18 protein-coding genes are annotated in these 15,080 nt (G+C 62.0%); 11 read left to right on the top strand and 7 right to left on the bottom strand.

The genetic code is table 11. The features are described from left to right. Positions 1-27 precede the first annotated feature (27 nt). The 5 genes from QQL64_RS09620 (at position 28) to QQL64_RS09600 (ending at position 3,257) form a co-directional block, all read left to right on the top strand. Entirely contained in the window at positions 28-1,098 is a 1,071-nt protein-coding gene (locus QQL64_RS09620) for an NAD(P)H-dependent flavin oxidoreductase (protein ID WP_284398620.1), read from the top strand. A 138-nt stretch (positions 1,099-1,236) separates the two neighbouring features. Further along, the gene (gene rsfS / locus QQL64_RS09615; RefSeq protein ID WP_404601025.1) at positions 1,237-1,581 is read left to right on the top strand and encodes a ribosome silencing factor; all 345 of its coding nucleotides are present in this window, start codon (positions 1,237-1,239) and stop codon (positions 1,579-1,581) included. Positions 1,582-1,594: 13 nt separating this feature from the next. Further along, on the top strand, positions 1,595-2,065 hold the full coding sequence (rlmH, locus tag QQL64_RS09610) for a 23S rRNA (pseudouridine(1915)-N(3))-methyltransferase RlmH (RefSeq protein WP_284398616.1): 471 nt from the start codon (positions 1,595-1,597) through the stop codon (positions 2,063-2,065). 61 nt (positions 2,066-2,126) lie between these two features. Then, complete coding sequence (locus QQL64_RS09605; RefSeq protein WP_284398615.1) at positions 2,127-2,600, top strand: GNAT family N-acetyltransferase; 474 nt, start codon at positions 2,127-2,129, stop codon at positions 2,598-2,600. Positions 2,601-2,678: 78 nt separating this feature from the next. Then, a complete protein-coding gene (locus QQL64_RS09600; RefSeq protein ID WP_284398613.1) occupies positions 2,679-3,257 on the top strand; it encodes a Maf family protein in 579 nt (192 codons plus the stop codon). 4 nt (positions 3,258-3,261) lie between these two features. On the opposite strand, the gene QQL64_RS09595 is transcribed toward QQL64_RS09600, so the two are convergent. Both QQL64_RS09595 and QQL64_RS09590 read right to left on the bottom strand, forming a co-directional pair. Next, positions 3,262-4,077 (bottom strand): CPBP family intramembrane glutamic endopeptidase, encoded by an 816-nt coding sequence (locus QQL64_RS09595; RefSeq protein WP_284398612.1) that lies wholly within the window; start codon positions 4,075-4,077, stop codon positions 3,262-3,264. 11 nt (positions 4,078-4,088) lie between these two features. After that, positions 4,089-4,481, bottom strand: coding sequence for an MAPEG family protein (locus QQL64_RS09590; protein ID WP_284399728.1), 393 nt, complete (start codon positions 4,479-4,481; stop codon positions 4,089-4,091). 113 nt (positions 4,482-4,594) lie between these two features. Between QQL64_RS09590 and ypfJ the strand changes: the two genes are divergently transcribed. Together ypfJ and QQL64_RS09580 are read left to right on the top strand one after the other, a co-directional pair. After that, on the top strand, positions 4,595-5,458 hold the full coding sequence (ypfJ, locus tag QQL64_RS09585) for a KPN_02809 family neutral zinc metallopeptidase (protein ID WP_284398611.1): 864 nt from the start codon (positions 4,595-4,597) through the stop codon (positions 5,456-5,458). 51 nt (positions 5,459-5,509) lie between these two features. Beyond that, positions 5,510-5,875: a YkgJ family cysteine cluster protein gene (locus QQL64_RS09580; RefSeq protein WP_284398609.1), complete on the top strand. Its 366-nt coding sequence runs from the start codon at positions 5,510-5,512 to the stop codon at positions 5,873-5,875. Between the two features lie 7 nt (positions 5,876-5,882). Here QQL64_RS09580 and QQL64_RS09575 read toward each other — a convergent pair whose 3' ends face one another. Together QQL64_RS09575 and QQL64_RS09570 are read right to left on the bottom strand one after the other, a co-directional pair. Then, entirely contained in the window at positions 5,883-6,665 is a 783-nt protein-coding gene (locus tag QQL64_RS09575) for an anti-sigma factor family protein (RefSeq protein WP_284398607.1), read from the bottom strand. Continuing rightward, on the bottom strand, positions 6,652-7,224 hold the full coding sequence (locus tag QQL64_RS09570) for a sigma-70 family RNA polymerase sigma factor (RefSeq protein ID WP_284398605.1): 573 nt from the start codon (positions 7,222-7,224) through the stop codon (positions 6,652-6,654). The genes QQL64_RS09575 and QQL64_RS09570 overlap by 14 nt, the downstream gene beginning before the upstream one ends. Before the next feature lie 128 nt (positions 7,225-7,352). Here QQL64_RS09570 and QQL64_RS09565 point away from each other — a divergent pair, with 128 nt between their 5' ends. Together QQL64_RS09565 and QQL64_RS09560 are read left to right on the top strand one after the other, a co-directional pair. Next, complete coding sequence (locus QQL64_RS09565; RefSeq protein ID WP_284398603.1) at positions 7,353-8,288, top strand: metallophosphoesterase family protein; 936 nt, start codon at positions 7,353-7,355, stop codon at positions 8,286-8,288. Beyond that, entirely contained in the window at positions 8,285-8,647 is a 363-nt protein-coding gene (locus QQL64_RS09560) for a cupredoxin domain-containing protein (protein ID WP_284398601.1), read from the top strand. The genes QQL64_RS09565 and QQL64_RS09560 overlap by 4 nt, the downstream gene beginning before the upstream one ends. Here the strand turns inward: QQL64_RS09560 and QQL64_RS09555 are convergent. Further along, positions 8,634-9,443, bottom strand: a complete 810-nt coding sequence (locus QQL64_RS09555; protein WP_284398600.1) for a DODA-type extradiol aromatic ring-opening family dioxygenase — start codon at positions 9,441-9,443, stop codon at positions 8,634-8,636. The genes QQL64_RS09560 and QQL64_RS09555 overlap by 14 nt on opposite strands. A 108-nt stretch (positions 9,444-9,551) precedes the next feature. Beyond that, positions 9,552-11,408: a DEAD/DEAH box helicase gene (locus tag QQL64_RS09550; RefSeq protein ID WP_284398599.1), complete on the bottom strand. Its 1,857-nt coding sequence runs from the start codon at positions 11,406-11,408 to the stop codon at positions 9,552-9,554. Between the two features lie 108 nt (positions 11,409-11,516). On the opposite strand from QQL64_RS09550, the gene QQL64_RS09545 reads away from it, so the two are divergent. Continuing rightward, positions 11,517-12,266, top strand: a complete 750-nt coding sequence (locus QQL64_RS09545) for an SDR family NAD(P)-dependent oxidoreductase (protein WP_284398597.1) — start codon at positions 11,517-11,519, stop codon at positions 12,264-12,266. 43 nt (positions 12,267-12,309) lie between these two features. On the opposite strand, the gene QQL64_RS09540 is transcribed toward QQL64_RS09545, so the two are convergent. Further along, positions 12,310-13,635, bottom strand: coding sequence for a DEAD/DEAH box helicase (locus QQL64_RS09540; protein ID WP_284398596.1), 1,326 nt, complete (start codon positions 13,633-13,635; stop codon positions 12,310-12,312). A gap of 182 nt (positions 13,636-13,817) precedes the next feature. Here QQL64_RS09540 and QQL64_RS09535 point away from each other — a divergent pair, with 182 nt between their 5' ends. Beyond that, positions 13,818-15,050, top strand: a complete 1,233-nt coding sequence (locus QQL64_RS09535; protein ID WP_284398594.1) for an MFS transporter — start codon at positions 13,818-13,820, stop codon at positions 15,048-15,050. Positions 15,051-15,080: the final 30 nt, after the last annotated feature.

The raw sequence follows: 15,080 nt of genomic DNA, 5'->3' as shown, positions 1-15,080 counted from the left end.
GGGACTCCCCAAGCCAGGACGTCCTCTATGCCTTCCTCGCTGCTGCATCGCCTCGGTATGGCGCACCCTTTGATTCAGGCCCCCATGTCCGGCGCCAACACGCCGGCACTGGCGGCGGCGGTCAGTCGCGGCGGCGGACTGGGTTCGCTCGGTGTGGGTTATACCGAGCCGCAGGCCATCCTCGATCAAGCGGCACAGGTGCGCGCGCAAACCGACAAGCCATTTGCCCTCAACCTGTTTGTCATGCCGGATACGTTCGAGGTCGATGAAGCTGCCGTAACACGTGCGCGCGAACGTCTGGACGCACTGATGGAACGCGAAGGCCTGGCGGTGCGTACCAGCCGCCCGCCGCACTGGGCGCCGTCGTTCTCCGATCAATTCGCGGCACTTTGCGAAGCGCGCCCGGCGGTGGCGAGCTTTGTCTTCAACCTGATCACGCCGGCGCAGCTGCGCGAACTGCGCCGGCGCGATATCTATGTCATCGGCACCGCCACCACCGTGGCCGAAGCACGCGCATGGGCCGAACTGGGTGTCGATGCCGTATGCGTGCAAGGCGCGGAAGCAGGCGGCCATCGCGGTACGTTCCTGCATCAGCCGGAAGAGGCGCTGATCGGACTGTTCGCCTTGCTGCCGTTGACGGTGCGCGCCGTCGATATCCCGGTGATCGCGGCAGGCGGCATCATGGATGGCCGCGGCATGCTGGCGGCCGAGGTACTGGGCGCGGCCGCCAGCCAGATCGGCACGGCCTTCCTCACCTGTCCGGAATCCGCCGCCGCCGACGCTTGGAAGCACGACCTGACGCAGGCCGAGGACCACCGCGTCGGCACCATCCGCAGCTTTTCCGGTCGCGCCGCGCGCGGTTTGCAGAACCGTTACACCCAGGCGATGCATCCCTATGAAGCAGAACTGCCGGCATACCCCGTTCTGAACGCGCTAACCGCCCCCCTGCGCCGTGCCGCTGGGCAGGCCGGGCGAGGCGATCTGGTCTCCGAATGGTGCGGTCAGGCCGCCGGCTTGGTGCGGCCGATGCCTGCCGCGGAACTGGTTAACGTGCTGATGGATGAGTACCGGGCGGCCCGTAAACAAATTGTCGCTTGACGTAGCGTTATAGCTAGGCGGATATACTTCACCTGCGCCATCCCGCGCAGCCGATACGCCGCGAGGCCCTAACTCTTGACCACGACTACTACGCGCCACAACAAGGCCGGCCACAACAAGGCCGTCACCACGGCCACCCTGCGTAAATCTGTTATCTCCGCACTCGAAGACCTCAAGGCCAAAGACATTCGTGAGATCGATGTCCGCGGCAAAACCTCCATCGCCGACCTGCTCGTGATTGCTTCCGGCACCTCGGCACGCCACGTCAAATCCATCGCCGACGAAGTGGTCAGGTTCGCCAAAAAGGCGGGCGTGATGCCGCTGGGTGTCGAAGGCGAACAGGAAGCGGAGTGGGTGCTGGTGGACCTGGGCGACGTCATCGTGCACGTGATGCTGCCGCGCATCCGCGAGTTCTACGGCCTGGAACGTTTGTGGACCGTCAACGACCGCGACACCCAGGGCGAAGCCGCCCTCGCAGGTTAAACAACATACCGGCATGCGTGCCCGCCTGATCGCCATCGGCGAACGCATGCCCGCATGGGTAGCAGAAGGGTTTGCCGAATACCGCAAACGGCTGTCCCACGATTTGCCCCTCGAACTTGTCGAACTCAAGCCTGGCACACGCGGCAAGGGTCGCGATGATGCGCGCGCCATGCAGGACGAAGGCGCGGCGATACTCGCTGCCCTACCTCGCGACATCCATGTGATTGCGCTCGACGGCCACGGCAAGAGCTGGTCCAGCGAAGAACTGGCCGAACAACTCGCCAAATGGCGCATGGCTGGACGCGATCTGGCGTTCCTTATCGGTGGTCCCGATGGCCACTCGCCCGAAGTGTTAGCTCGTGCCGATCAAAAGTGGTCATTGGGTCCGCTGACGCTCCCGCATATGCTGGTTCGGCTGGTGTTGGCCGAGCAGCTTTACCGCGCTACGACTTTACTCGCCGGCCATCCTTACCATCGCGCGTAACGGCAAGGCAGCGTAAGCGTTCGTCGCGAATCGGTATCACTGCATCGCAAGCGGAGTCGGTATGAGTTTTCAGATTCGCCAGGCCACCATTCACGATCTCGATGTTTTAGTGCCGCTGTTCGACGGCTATCGGCAGTTTTACAAGCAGCCATCCGATCCGGCGCGTGCGCGTACGTTTCTTGCCGAGCGCTTCGCGCACCACGAATCGCTGATTCTGTTGGCTTGCGATGAACGTGGCGATGGCCTGGGTTTCACCCAGTTGTATCCATTGTTTTCATCGGTACGTACAGTGCGTACTTACTTGCTCAACGATTTGTTCGTTGTGGTCGAGGCGCGTAGGGATGGCGTCGCAAAGGCTTTATTGATCGCCGCCGCCGATTACACGCGCGCACTAGGAGCGGTCAGCCTGTCGCTATCCACTGCGCGGGATAACGCTCCTGCGCAGGCGCTCTATGAGTCGTTGGGTTGGCAGCGTGATCAAGAGTTTTGCGAGTATGGGTTGGTGCTTAAGGATGCTCTGATCAATGCTACGTAGGCGGCATTTGCCGTTAAGGTCCAAATCAAGGCGCCTCCTGCCGCTATGCTTGCACCCGACATCAAACGGGAGCCGCCCATGCTTTACCTCGCCTCGCAGTCGCCGCGCCGCCGCGATCTGCTTGGACAGCTCGCTGCGACATTTTCCGTACTGGATGTGGACGTGACGGAACAGCGAGCTATCGACGAATCGCCGAAGGATTATGTTCATCGCGTTGCGCACGACAAGGCGCGTGCGGGTCTTGCGTCGCTCGATGCGAATCAGCGCACGGATGCCATCGTGCTAGGTGCGGATACGGAAGTCGTGCTGGATGGGGATGTGTTCGGCAAGCCGCGCGATGTTGCGGATGCGACGGCGATGTTGCATCGCTTATCGGGACGCACGCATGAAGTGATTTCTGCGGTGTGGTTGGTCTGTGCAGACCGCGAGCTCGGAGATGTCTGCGTGTCGCGGGTGCGTTTTGCAAAACTCGACGAGGCCTCGATTGCCGCGTATGTCGCAAGCGGCGAACCGTTCGGCAAGGCTGGCGCCTATGCCATCCAAGGACGCGGTGCGACCTTGATCGAACATCTGGAGGGCAGCTATTCCGGTGTGATGGGGTTGCCGTTGTTCGAGACCGCGCGCTTGCTGAGAAACTTCGGCATCGTTCCGCTTTAGCGATTCACGCAGCGGCGAACAGAGCAACCAGTGCAAACAGGTTGTAGACGCCGTGCGCGAGGATCGCAGGCCACAGCGATGCCGATTTCAATCGCAGCCAGCATAGGGCGGCGGCAAGCAGGATCAGATTGGGCAGCGCGTACCACTGAAAATCCAGGCCGCCCAAGTGGACCGCACCAAACAGTACGGCGCAGATCGTTACCGATAAACCGGTCGATAGACGACGCATCAGCGCAGACAGCAGCACGCCGCGGAACATCACCTCTTCGATCATGGGGCCAACGGTGACGGCCACGATCGCGAGCGGCAGGCGCAAACTGCCGGATGCTTTGCGGCTGAGTTCCTCGACGTTCTGTGTGATCTCATGCCCGTGCGCCAGCCACTGAGTGAGGACGCCGCCCAGCAGCGGCATTACCAGGCCGACCAGCAACGCGAGCGCATACCAGTTTGCTGCGATCGGCGCATTCAGTCCAAAGCCCGGCGGCCGCGGCAACAACCATAACGATGGCCAGGCGCGTCGCACTGCGGCAAGCATGATCAAGGTGATCAGCGGCAGAGCCACGATCACCAGCAATGCGTTGCTGTCGGGCTGCTGTAGCAAAGTCATCACATGCCGCTGCACGTCGGCATGCGGCAGATCGGGATGACGATACCTTTCCAGAAGGCCGACCACGAAACTGACCAATCCGCCGGCTGCAAGCTGCAACAGAAAGTAAAGCAGGATCAAGCCGAGCGCATACACCACGCTGGGTGCTTGCACCGCGCCAGCCATGGGCGAAGTCGGTGCCGGATCGCCCGGCTTGATCGGCAGATCGGCCATGATGCGCTGCTTCAGCCCGCCACCATCGCGCGGCCTAGCCCCATCACCGCCATCACCACCAACGCGGCCCAGCCGAGCATGCCGAGCATGTATCCCGGCCCGCGCTTGCTGGCGTCGCGCAGATAAGCGCCCGCGTACCAGACGCGACCCACGATCCAGATCAGGCCCGCGACGCCTGCCCACAGGCCATAGCCGTAATGCGCCGCCAACCAGAGCGCCGGCAGAAACATCACCGTGCTTTCCAGGGTGTTCATCTGCACCCGATACGCACGCTCGAAGGCAGGATGTCCGCTGGTCGCCGGGGCCTCGATGCGATATTTCCCCCGCGCCCGGCCCACCGCGTACATGGTGCCGAACTGCAACAGGACGGTTAGCAGGGTGACCAGGGCGGGCAGGTTCTGAATCATGATTTCGCTCATGTGAAAGGGTGATGCCACTGTAGCTTTTTGGTGCCATGCTGTGGGGGATGGCCGGAGCGGCCGGCCGACTGTTTCATGACGCGCGCGTCGGGGGAGTTATGGACTGGCAGAAGGGCGAACAGAGTCAGAATGTCGAAGTCGATAGCGGCGGTGGCGGTGGTGGCCGCGGATTCGGCGGAGGAGGGCGCTTGGGTATCGGCGGCCTCATCATCATGGCCTTGCTGGGCTGGATCTTTTTCAAGAACCCGCTGGCGTTGCTGGATCAAAGCGGAGGACAGCCGGGCGCTTATGCACCCAACAGTCAACCGGCGCAGGTGGATCCGCAGCAGAAGTTGTTTGTCGAAAAGATTCTCGGCTCGACCGAAACAACCTGGAACGGCATTTTCAGCAGCATGGGTCGCACCTATGTCGATCCGAAGCTCGATCTTTTTAGCGGCGGCGTAAATACGGCGTGCGGCGCGGCCTCCACGGCTGTCGGTCCGTTCTACTGCCCAGGTGACCAGAAGGTTTATCTGGATCTTGGCTTCTTCCAGGAGCTGGATACGCGTTTCCATTCCAGCGGCGATTTCGCGCGGGCCTATGTCATTGCGCACGAAGTAGGACATCACGTGCAAAAGCTACTGGGTGTATTCGACAAAGTCGCCCAGTTGCAGCGGCAAGGCGCACCGATGGAAGGCGCGCAGGGTTTGTCGGTGCGGCAGGAATTGCAGGCCGACTGTTTTGCCGGGGTGTGGGCCAATCGCACGCAACAGCGCTTGCAGTGGTTGCAGCCGGGTGATGTGGAGTCGGCGCTTAACGCGGCAAGCCAGATCGGCGACGATACCTTGCAGCGCGAGGCACGCGGTACGGTGGTGCCGGATTCGTTTACGCATGGCACGTCGGCGCAGCGAGTGCAGTGGTTCAAGACCGGGTTGCAGAGTGGCGATATTCAACAGTGCAATACGTTCGATGGGCCGGTCTAAGCAAGGTCTGACCCCTCCCCTGCACGCAGGGGAGGGATATACGCGGTCGTTATGACTCACCCATGTTTGCGCTTCGGCGCCTGTTGCGCCCATTTCCGTGTGGCTTTCCATTGGTCCGAAGCCGACATCGCTATGGCTGGCGACGTGCCGCCTGCACTTACCGAGAAACTCGATCCGCATCGTCTGGTCATGCGCGGCACGCAGGCGTCGCGTCCTCGTTGCGTAGCCCTGGTTGGCGCCGTCGGTCAGGAAGCGCATTGCGGTATCTATGCGCAGCGCCCCTCGGTGTGTCGCGAAGTGCAGCCTTCCTGGGAGTTCGGCACGCTGAGTTCGCAATGCGATAAGGCACGCGTTGCGCATGGGATGTCGCCACTGACGCCGCAGGATTGGGTCGACTACGTGCCGACGGATTCCTGAGTCGCGATCAACGCATCGGCGGTGTTGCTGCGTCGTTTTGGAACGCGAGCACGAATTGCTGAAGTTCACCCTCGTTGACGTCGGAGACCGCAACGTAACGCATGTTGCTAGCGGTCCAGCGGATGACGTTATAACCGCGCCACTGAGATGCTTCCTCCGACGAGGCAGCGGATGAATCGGGCCATTGGTAGAGATTGATGATATGCAGATGTCGCTTGTAGATCAGTGCGGCGACGCTGTGCCCATCAAGCGCATCGAGCCGCCCACCCACCAGCGGGAAACCTTCGCCGGCCAGATCCTTCACCTTTGGCGAAAAATCGAGCTTGCCGTCGAACCACGGCTTTACCGTGTGCTGATCGGTAGAGACGACATCCATCAGATGCTCTGGCTGCATGGAACGGATGTGACTGGAGACTGCCTCGCCGATGACCTGATTCGTTTCAGCATTGCGCTGCGAGGATGTGTAAACCCACAAGGGTGCGGCGAGTAGCAAAGCGGCTGCAAACCCTGCTGCCATCGCCAGGGCGGTAGGTGCGCGACGCACTGTCACGCGATTTCGCGAAGGTGCGGGCATCGATGTCGATGTTGACCACTGTTCGCGTAGTGCGCTCGGTGCACGCCGGTAAAGCGACGGCTGCTTCAGCGACTTGTGCAGCTGAACGTAGTCGGCATAGTTGGCCGCGCAGCTGGCGCAGCCTTGCATGTGTCGGGTAATCGCCACGCTCTGCGCGGCGTCCAGCTCATCATCGAGGTAGGCATGCACGAGCAGCCTGGCGTCATTGCACATCATGACGGCGTGCCTCCGTGGAGTGGCGGGTCAGTTCGGCTTTCAGTCGTTCTCGCGCACGCGCGAGTCGCGACATGACGGTGCCGATCTTTTGTCCGGTGATCGAAGCGATTTCTTTGTAGGAGCATTCTTCGAGTTCGCGCAGCACGATCGCTTCGCGCAGCGGATGGGGCAGATTTTCCAATGCAGCTTGCAACGATCCGATGTCCATGGCGATCAACGTTCGGGCTTCCGGCGAGGGTTGCTCGTCGACCAGGGTGTGTACCTCATCGTCGAAGGTTTCGTGCAACGCGTCCGGTGGCGTCTTCATGCGCAACGAGTAGTACGTGTTGCGCACGATGGCGAGCAGCCAGACGCGCGCATCGCCACCGTGGAAGCTGTCGAAGTAGCGAAACGCACGCAGCATGGCTTCCTGCGCCACGTCCTGGGCATCCGCATCGTCGCGCGCCAGCCAACGCGCCAGGTTGTATGCAGCATCCAGGTGCGGCAGCACGTGCGCTTCGAAGCTCGCGCTTCTGGCGGCGTGCGGGTCCGGCGGAATGCGGTGAAGGTCGGCTGGCATAAGAGGTATTACCGCTATGGCCGTGACTTTATTCCCTATGCGGAAAAGCCGGAATAGGCCGAGGGGAAGTTCGGTAAAGCAGGTGAGGGCGGCGCGATGGCTGCTCGATCCCAGCGGAGTAACCGATCATGCAAGATACCCATGAAAACGAAATCGATGGCCGGCGGCAGTTCCTCAAGTGCATGGCCTGGGCCGGGGCCGGCACCCTTTGGCTGATGAAGAGCGGCGTGCTGCAGGCGCAACCGCTGGGCGATGGTGCAGCCGCCAAGGATGCCAGTTTCAGTTTTGTGCAGATCAGCGATTCGCATATCGGCTTTCACAAAGCGCCGAACATGGATGTGGCGGCCACGCTGCGCCAATCGCTGACGCAGATCAATGCCCAGACAACGCGTCCGGCCTTTGTGCTGCACACGGGCGATCTGACGCACCTGTCCAAGCCCGAGGAATTCGACACGCTGGCCGGACTGATGCAGGAGGCGCACGTGGGGCGTACGTTCTATGTGCCGGGTGAGCACGATGTAATCGGCGACAACGGTGCGGAATTCTTTCGTCGCTTTGGCGAGCGGCAGCAGTCAGGCGGTTGGTACAGCTTCGATCAGGGCGGCGTGCATTTTGTCGGCTTGATCAATGTGCTCAACCTTCGTGCTGGCGGTCTGGGTTCGTTAGGCGCCGATCAGCTGGCTTGGTTGAAGAACGATCTTGCCGGCCTGTCGCCCGACACGCCCTTGGTGGTCTTTGCGCATATGCCGCTGTGGCCGTTGTATCCGTCATGGGGCTGGGGCACCGACGACAGTGCCGAAGCGCTGACTTATTTGCGGCGCTTTGGATCGGTCAGTGTGTTGAATGGGCATATCCACCAGATCCAGCAGAAGGTGGAAGGCACCATTACGTTCTACACGGCACGCTCGACGGCCTATCCACAACCGGCGCCGGGTGTAGGGCCGGGGCCTGGACCGTTGCAGAGCGTGACGCCGGAAGCCTTGCATCGTTACTTGGGCATCCGCGATGTGCGTCATGTACGAGGCGCCCATGCGCTGGCGGTGACCGATGAGGTGCTGTCATGAGTGCCATCGCCACACGCAGGCTGGGATGCGCCTTGATGATCATGATGGCGCTGTGCGGTATCGGTCGAACTGCTGTCGCTGCCGATGCATCCTCATCGAAAGACGCGAAAGCGTTTCAGATCGAGATACGCAACTTTGCCTTTGCGCCGAAGACACTCACCGTGCCGGTGGGTGCTCGTGTGGTGTGGACCAATCACGACGAGGAGCCGCATGTCGTCACCAGCGCCGGTTCGCTGTTTACGTCATCGAAAGCGCTGGATACCAGCGACTCTTACGTCGTGACGTTTGCCAAGTCGGGAACGTATACCTACTACTGTTCGATTCATCCGATGATGGTGGGCACCATCATCGTGCAGTGACTGCGGTTTCCTGGGTATCGAAGCGATAGATATCCATGGCCAGGAAACCGAGATCGATGCCGGCATCGATACGTTGCGCACCGACATGTTCGCCGGCGGCGCCGAGTGCCACATAGAGCGGCAGCAGATGTTCGTCCGTGGGATGCGCGCGCTCGGCGAATGGCGCCTGGCGACGGTAGTCGAGCAGGGCGTCGACGTCGCCAGCCGCCAGCTTCTGTTCGATCCAGCCGATGAACGGACGCACGTAGGGCGCTTCGCGTTCTTCACTGTAGCCGGCGCGGAGGTCGTGCAGGTTGTGCGTAATGCTGCCCGAACCGATCACCAGCACGCCTTGCTCGCGCAGCGGAGCGAGCGCTTGTCCGACCGCGTATTGGTGTGCCGGTCCCAGGTTGGGCTGGATCGATAACGGTACGACTGGAATGTCTGCTTGCGGATAAAGCAGGCGCAACGGCACCCAGGCGCCATGGTCGAGGCCGTGTGCGGGATCGAGCGCGGGCGCGAGATCTGCTTCTGCGAGCAACCGCATGACTTGTGCAGCGACGGCGGGCGCGCCCGGCGCCGGATAGCGGATCTCGAAAAGCTCGCGTGGAAAACCGTAGAAGTCGTGAATGGTTTCAGGTTGCGCCGCACCGCCAACCGTGGGCTTGTGCGCCAGCCAGTGTGCCGTCGCGATCACAATCGCCTTGGGGCGAGGCAGCGCCGCGGCAAGTTCGGCCAGCCGCTCGCCGACCCGGCCCGGATGGAGGGCGGTCATCGGCGAGCCGTGCGAGATGTAGAGGCTGGGCAGTGCGTTCATGGCGGCCACTTATGCGGTTCGATACCGCACAAGTATGGGCCGAAGCGTGGCTTTTCAGCGGTGGAAAAGCGAAACGCAGTGTCGCCTTGCTGAAACGACTCGCGTCGCTTACTTGCGACGCGGTGGCTTGCCGCCGCCATGCCCATGCGGGCGCGGTTTGTCGCCGTGACCTCGCGCATGAGCAGGCTTGAACCCGGGCCCGGATTTGCGCGGCGGACGTCCGCCGGCATCGTCATCGCTGCCCTTCCATTCGGCGATGCGTAGCATTTGCTGGTTCACCCACACCTTTTTCAGATGCTCGAAGATTTCGGCGGGCATGCCGTCGGGCAGATCGATGAGGCTGTAGTCGCCGCGGATGCTCAAGCGGCCGATGTATTGGCTTTCCAGTCCGGCTTCATTGGCGATGGCGCCGATGATATTGCCGGGTTTTACGCCATGCTCGTGACCCACTTCGATGCGATAGGTGCGCTTGCCCGCTTCGGTGGCATGGGGGCGAGCCTGGCGTGGTGCGGCATCGCGCGGTGCTTCGTCGCGATGGCGCGGCTCACGGGCCGGACGACGGGTGTCGCCTTCGTGGCCGTGGGTGGGGCGCGCATCGCGTTCGCGCGTATGTTCGCGTTTTGCCGGCGGCTCCAGCAGCAGCGGGCGATCGCCCTGGGCCAGGCGCGCCAGCGCCGCGGCGATTTCGATCGCCGGGATGTTGTGTTCCTGTTCGAATTGCTCGATCAGCTGCTGGAATTGTTCCAGTCCGCCGACCGCAAGCGTGTCGCTGATGTTTTGCTTGAAGCGTTCGATGCGACGGTCGTTCACCGCTTCGACGGTGGGCAATTTCATTTCGTCGATTGGTTGGCGCGTGGCGCGTTCGATCGCGCGCAGCATGCCTTTCTCGCGCGGCGTCACGAACAGGATCGCATCGCCGTTGCGCCCGGCACGGCCGGTGCGACCGATGCGGTGCACGTAGCTTTCGGTGTCGTAGGGAATGTCGTAGTTCAGCACGTGACTGATGCGTTCCACGTCCAGGCCGCGCGCGGCCACGTCGGTGGCGACGAGGATGTCGAGCTTGCCTTCCTTCAGTTGCTGGATCACGCGTTCGCGTTGCGGCTGCGCGATGTCGCCGTTGATCGCGGCGGCGGCGAGGCCACGCGCCTGCAATTTTTCGGCGAGCTCCTCGGTGGCCTGCTTGGTGCGTGCGAAGATGATCATCGCGTCGAACGGTTCGGCCTCGAGGATGCGTGTCATCGCGTCCAGTTTATGCATGCCGCTTACCCACCAGTAGCGTTGGCGGATATTCGCTGCGGTGGTGGTGGCGGTCTTGATGGTGACTTCTACCGGATCCTTGAGATGACGCTGCGCGATCTTGCGGATCGGCGTCGGCATGGTGGCGGAGAACAATGCCACCTGACGCTGCGGCGGTGTGGCCTGCAGCACTTTCTCGACGTCGTCGATAAAGCCCATGCGCAGCATTTCGTCCGCTTCGTCGAGCACCAGGAAGCGCAGCTCGGAAAGATCGAGAGTGCCCTTATCGAGATGGTCGATTACGCGGCCCGGCGTACCGACGATGAGATGCACGCCACGGCGCAGTGCATGCAGCTGCGGACCATAACTCTGGCCGCCGTAGATCGGCAGCACCTGGAAGCCCGGCATATGCGCGGCGTAACGCTGGAAGGCTTCAGCCACCTGGATGGCCAATTCGCGCGTCGGCGCCAGCACCAGCGCCTGCGGCTTGCCGGGGCGCATATCGATGCGGGAAAGGATGGGCAGCGCGAAAGCGGCTGTCTTGCCGGTGCCGGTCTGCGCCTGGCCGAGCACATCGCGCCCTTCAAGCAAGGGCGGAATCGTCGCCGCCTGAATCGGCGAGGGCGATTCGTAGCCTACATCGGTCAATGCGCGCTGTATTTCTGGCGAGAGCGCGAGCGCAGAGAATCCAGCAGAAGCCGGAGTGGTGTCGGGAGACGGGGACGACATGGGAGAACCTCGACGTGGCATGCACGAAGGCATGCGGGAGAATAGTAGCTATTGTAACAGCCTGCATTGACCCTACCCTTGACGGGAGTTATCCATCGGGAAGTCAGTATGCAAAACCGCCTGAAAAACCGTGTTGCATTAGTGACGGGGGCTTCCTCGGGTATCGGGGAAGCCACCGCATTGGCCCTGGCGGAGCAGGGTGCGAAGGTAGCGATCGCGGCACGCCGCGAAGACCGCCTTCGGCAGCTCGCCGCCAAGCTGTCCGAGCTCGGCGCAGAACCGCTGGTGCTGGTTGCGGACCTCGCGCGTGAAGCGGAAGCGCAACGCATCGTGAAAGACACCGAAGCGCACTACGGCCGTCTAGACATCCTGGTCAACAACGCCGGCGTGATGTACCTCGAACCGGTGGCCGAAGCCGATCTCGGCCGCTGGCGCAGCATGCTGGAGTTGAACGTGCTGAGCCTGATCGCCTCCACACAAGCCGCTCTGGCCGGCATGCGTGCGCGCCGTGACGGGCACATCGTGAATGTGTCGTCCGTGGCGGGTCGCGTCGCCAACCCCAACTCGGCGGCTTACGCGGCCACCAAGTTCGGCGTGGTTGGTTTTTCCGAATCGCTGCGACGCGAAGTCTATAAGGACAATATCCGCGTCAGCGTGATCGAGCCGGGCATGGTGGATACGGAGTTACGCGATCACATCGGTCATGCCGCAAGCCGCCAGGCCGTGAATGCGCGAGCAGGCGAGATGCGTCAGCTGCAAGCCGAAGATATTGCCGACACGATTCTATTCTGCGTGACCAGACCGGATTACGTGTGCATCAACGAAGTGCTGTTGCGGCCAACGGATCAGGAACGCTGACATCGAAAGTTGGGGTGAGCAAAGCAAACCCCAACTTATGCGATTACGCCTTCGCCGCCGGTCTACGACCGCGCGGACGACGCTTGCGATTACCTAGTGCATGTTCGCCGCCGCCATTGTTCTGCTGCGCATGGGCATGCGGGCGATGCGACGCGCCGCCTTGCCGCTGCGGACGTGCCTGAGGCTGACGCGGTCCTTGCTTCGGACGCGGTGCGTGAGCATCGAGGCGCAGCGGTGACGAAAGCTCGAAGCCGGGCACTTCGTTGATCGCGATGTCCTGCGCCAGCAGCTTGCGGATATCGCGCAGCAAGCCCGATTCCTCATGGCTTACCAGCGACAGCGCCAGGCCGTCGGCACCGGCACGGCCGGTGCGGCCGATGCGATGCACGTAATCTTCGGCCACCATCGGCAGATCGAAGTTGATGACGATCGGCAGCTGATCGATATCGATGCCGCGTGCGGCGATATCGGTAGCGACCAGCACAGTCACGCGGCCGCTCTTGAAATCGCTGAGCGCGCGGGTGCGAGCGTTCTGGCTCTTGTTGCCATGAATGGCTGCCGCGCGCATGCCGGATTGTTCCAGGTACTTCACCAGTTTGTCGGCGCCGTGCTTGGTACGGCTGAACACCAAGGTCTGGCGACGGCTGTCCTGGCTCAGCACATGCAGCAGCAGATCGCGCTTGCGGGAAGCGTCGACCGGATGCACCTCATGGCTCACCGTAGTAGCCACGCTATTGGCAGGCGTCACCGAGACTTCGCGCGGCGCATGCATGAACTGCATCGCCAGCGACTTGATCTCCGACGCAAAGGTGGCCGAGAACAGCAGCGTCTGACGCTGCTTCGGCAGTGCGCTGATGATGCGCTTGAGCGAGGGCAGGAAGCCCATGTCGAGCATGCGATCGGCTTCGTCCAACACCAGCACTTCGATACCGCTCAGATCGAGCGTGCGTTGCTGCATGTGGTCGACCAGTCGACCTGGCGTGGCGATGACGATGTCCACACCGCGACGCAACGCCTGGATCTGCGGGCCCATGCTGACGCCGCCGAAGATCGTCGCGCTGCTGACGCGTAGATGCTTGCCGTAGGCGCGCAGGTTATCGTGGATCTGTGCTGCCAGTTCACGCGTCGGGGTAAGGATCAGTGCGCGCGGGCGACGGGTCATGGTTTGACCGGCCGTTGACATGTGCTGCAACAAGGGCAGCGCGAAGGCAGCCGTTTTACCGGTGCCGGTCTGCGCCGCGGCGAGCAGGTCGTGACCTTCCAGCACCACCGGAATGGCGCCGGCCTGAATAGGGGTGGGTTCTGTGTAGCCTTGTTCGGCAAGCGCGCGCAACAACGCAGGGGCCAGGCCCAGCGATTCGAATGACATGAAAAACTCCTAAGTGCAACCCGGAGCGTTCATTCAGAACCGCGTTGCTGTGTGGGATATGGCGGATCGTGCCGCCTCGGCAAGGTATAGCCGAACTGCAAGTATACACGATTGACAGCTTCCCGTCCGGTAGGCAAAAACGGCGTGATAGCCTCCTGCGATTGCGAAAACGGAGTTCCTGCATGTCCATCCTGTCCGCCCTGCGCGAGTTGAACCACGAACAACGGCATACCGTGCTGGCGAGTTTCCTAGGCTGGACGCTGGATGCTTTCGACTATTTCATGTTCACGTTCGTGATCGTCGGCATCGCGAATGAATTCCATGTAGACAGAACCGAAGTCACGCTGGGTGTGTTGCTCACACTTGCAGCGCGTCCTGTCGGCGCCTTGCTGTTTGGTCGTTTGGCCGATCGCTACGGGCGTCGGCCGGTGCTGATGATCGACGTGATTCTGTTCTCGCTGTTCGAATTGGCGACGGCGTTTGCGCCATCGATCACGGTATTGCTGGTGCTGCGTTTTCTGTTTGGCGTGGCGATGGGCGGCGAGTGGGGCATTGGCGCGTCACTGGCGATGGAGTCCATTCCAGCCAAATCGCGCGGTCTGGTATCGGGTCTGCTACAGAGTGGTTATCCCTGTGGATTTTTCCTCGGTGCGCTGGTGAACTGGCTGCTCGTCGATCACATCGGCTGGCGCGGCCTGTTCGTGGTAGGTGCGTTGCCGGCGTTGCTGGTTCTCTATATCCGGCGCAAGGTGCCGGAATCGCCGGCATGGGAGGCCAGTCAGGCCGAGCACGGCAAACGCAGTCTGCGCGAAGCCATGCGCGGTCATTGGAAGCTGGCGATTTATCTGATGTGCCTGATGGCGGCGTTCAACATGTTTAGCCACGGCTCGCAGGACATGTATCACACGTTCGAGGAAATAAACCTGCATCTGCCGACCGGATCGAGTGCGGCGTTTGTGTTGGTCGCGATGCTCAATCTTGGCGCCTTGGTGGGCGGCATCTTCTTCGGTGCTTGGTCGGAGAAGATCGGCCGCCGTCGCGCCATGATGATCGCGGCGTTGCTCGCTATTCCGGTGATACCGCTGTGGACTTACGGTGGTTCCTTGCTGCTGTTGGGGCTTGGCGCCTTCCTGATCCAGGTGATGGTGCAGGGGGCGTGGGGCGTGGTGCCGACCCATCTCAACGAGCTGTCGCCGGATGCGGTGCGCGGCACGCTGCCCGGCTTTGCCTATCAGATGGGCAACCTGATCGCAGCCGGCACAGCGACGGCGCAATCGTGGCTGGCAGCGCAGCATGGCGTCGGGTTGCCGCTGGTCATGTCGCTGTGGATCGCCGCCGTGGCGGCACTGCTGGCGCTGTTGGTCTGGCTGGGCCCGGAGGCCCGTGGCGTGGGCTTCGGCAAGACGGACAGCTGATAGAATCGTCGCTTTAGCTTCTACCGAGAG

The organism is Dyella lipolytica, assembly GCF_030160075.1.
GTDB classification, from domain to species: Bacteria; Pseudomonadota; Gammaproteobacteria; order Xanthomonadales; family Rhodanobacteraceae; genus Dyella_B; species Dyella_B lipolytica.
This window is presented reverse-complemented; position numbering and strand designations above follow the sequence as displayed.

Coding starts and splice junctions, on each gene's coding strand:
- QQL64_RS09620 (WP_284398620.1), top strand. CDS start 28: ATGCCTTCCTCGCTGCTGCATCGCCTCGGTATGGCGCACCCTTTGATT.
- rlmH (WP_284398616.1), top strand. CDS start 1,595: ATGCGTGCCCGCCTGATCGCCATCGGCGAACGCATGCCCGCATGGGTA.
- QQL64_RS09605 (WP_284398615.1), top strand. CDS start 2,127: ATGAGTTTTCAGATTCGCCAGGCCACCATTCACGATCTCGATGTTTTA.
- QQL64_RS09600 (WP_284398613.1), top strand. CDS start 2,679: ATGCTTTACCTCGCCTCGCAGTCGCCGCGCCGCCGCGATCTGCTTGGA.
- QQL64_RS09595 (WP_284398612.1), bottom strand. CDS start 4,077: ATGGCCGATCTGCCGATCAAGCCGGGCGATCCGGCACCGACTTCGCCC.
- ypfJ (WP_284398611.1), top strand. CDS start 4,595: ATGGACTGGCAGAAGGGCGAACAGAGTCAGAATGTCGAAGTCGATAGC.
- QQL64_RS09580 (WP_284398609.1), top strand. CDS start 5,510: ATGACTCACCCATGTTTGCGCTTCGGCGCCTGTTGCGCCCATTTCCGT.
- QQL64_RS09575 (WP_284398607.1), bottom strand. CDS start 6,665: ATGATGTGCAATGACGCCAGGCTGCTCGTGCATGCCTACCTCGATGAT.
- QQL64_RS09570 (WP_284398605.1), bottom strand. CDS start 7,224: ATGCCAGCCGACCTTCACCGCATTCCGCCGGACCCGCACGCCGCCAGA.
- QQL64_RS09565 (WP_284398603.1), top strand. CDS start 7,353: ATGCAAGATACCCATGAAAACGAAATCGATGGCCGGCGGCAGTTCCTC.
- QQL64_RS09560 (WP_284398601.1), top strand. CDS start 8,285: ATGAGTGCCATCGCCACACGCAGGCTGGGATGCGCCTTGATGATCATG.
- QQL64_RS09555 (WP_284398600.1), bottom strand. CDS start 9,443: ATGAACGCACTGCCCAGCCTCTACATCTCGCACGGCTCGCCGATGACC.
- QQL64_RS09550 (WP_284398599.1), bottom strand. CDS start 11,408: ATGTCGTCCCCGTCTCCCGACACCACTCCGGCTTCTGCTGGATTCTCT.
- QQL64_RS09545 (WP_284398597.1), top strand. CDS start 11,517: ATGCAAAACCGCCTGAAAAACCGTGTTGCATTAGTGACGGGGGCTTCC.
- QQL64_RS09540 (WP_284398596.1), bottom strand. CDS start 13,635: ATGTCATTCGAATCGCTGGGCCTGGCCCCTGCGTTGTTGCGCGCGCTT.
- QQL64_RS09535 (WP_284398594.1), top strand. CDS start 13,818: ATGTCCATCCTGTCCGCCCTGCGCGAGTTGAACCACGAACAACGGCAT.